We start from the raw sequence: 640 nt of genomic DNA, 5'->3' as shown, positions 1-640 counted from the left end.
ATTTCAATATTTCTTTTATATAATATTAAGATAAAACGTAGCTTTTTAATTTGTTATTATTTATTAATTTTGTTTCAACATTCTGATTTGAAATTGAGTATTTAATTTATCAATAGGTTTAAAGGTTTCATCTCCAACAGTAATAGGGACACATAAATCATTGATATTATCAAAACCTAAGTTATTATAATCATCTTCATTCGGGATCTCTCCACCAGCAAGTGTAATAGGGGAGAATTGTGCATTCTGATAGAATTCGGGTTTTATAGAGTAGTATTGTGTTCCTTGTTTTATTAAGAATTTATTTGGTGCTTTTATGATAATCCATGATACTTGCCCAACACCCGATAAAGCATTACTATCCCATTGTATTCCATATTGTGCCATTTACATATCACTATCCTTTCTATTAAAATCTTTATTGTTCAACAACTCTAATACTTCGTTATATTGATTACATATTTTATTCCATTTTATTTGTTTTTTCTTCTCATTTTTTTCTTTATTATAATTATTTAACGCCTTATCTAAATTTGCATTGTTATAATATTTAATAATTAAATTATTGCAATTACACCATTTTAGCCAACCTAAATAAGAATTAATGGTGCATACTTGAGAATATATTAAATTATTATAT

The 640-nt window shown here is 25.0% G+C and carries 2 protein-coding genes; both read right to left on the bottom strand.

Annotation, left to right across the window (positions count from 1 at the left end; genetic code table 11):
- Positions 1–63 precede the first annotated feature (63 nt).
- Positions 64–387, bottom strand: a complete 324-nt coding sequence (locus tag J5G60_RS18635; RefSeq protein ID WP_150356546.1) for a hypothetical protein — start codon at positions 385–387, stop codon at positions 64–66.
- The coding region (locus J5G60_RS18630) for a hypothetical protein (RefSeq protein WP_207876663.1) at positions 388–640 on the bottom strand (253 nt) is incomplete at its 5' end. It lies immediately after the preceding gene.

The organism is Clostridium sp. HV4-5-A1G (genome assembly GCF_900184915.1).
Classification (GTDB): domain Bacteria; phylum Bacillota; class Clostridia; order Clostridiales; family Clostridiaceae; genus Clostridium_B; species Clostridium_B aromativorans.
The sequence above is the reverse complement of the archived record's forward strand: the minus strand, read 5'-3'. Positions and strand labels throughout refer to the sequence as shown.

Excerpts from the sequence above, each read along its gene's own strand:
- J5G60_RS18635 (WP_150356546.1), bottom strand. The coding sequence starts at position 387 with ATGGCACAATATGGAATACAATGGGATAGTAATGCTTTATCGGGTGTT.